The following is a 308-nucleotide window of genomic DNA, read 5'->3' as shown; positions in this document are numbered from 1 at the left end:
GGCGAGAGCACCGAGGTCGACAAGACCGTGATCGAGCGTCTCGCCGATCCGCTCGTGCATCTGGTGCGCAATTCGATCGACCACGGGCTGGAAACGCCGGCCGAGCGTCTGGCCGCGGGCAAGAGCGAAGCCGGCACGGTGACGCTGTCGGCGCGGCAGGCCGGCGGCGAGGTGATCATCTCGATCAAGGATGACGGCCGCGGCATCAATCGCGATCGGGTCCGCGCCAAGGCGGAATCCTCCGGCCTCATCGCGCCGGGCCAGCCGCTCACCGATTCCGAGCTGCTGCAGCTGATCTTCGCGCCGGG

At 69.2% G+C, this 308-nt stretch carries 1 protein-coding gene; it reads left to right on the top strand.

The features are described from left to right. On the top strand, positions 1 to 308 hold a 308-nt coding region (locus B3605_RS17580), incomplete at both ends, for an ATP-binding protein (protein ID WP_296435273.1).

The sequence above is a fragment of the Rhizobium sp. UBA1881 genome, assembly GCF_002338015.1.
Taxonomy (GTDB): Bacteria; Pseudomonadota; Alphaproteobacteria; order Rhizobiales; family Rhizobiaceae; genus Rhizobium.
Note: the sequence above shows the minus strand (reverse complement) of the source record. Positions and strands in the feature narration are given on the sequence as shown.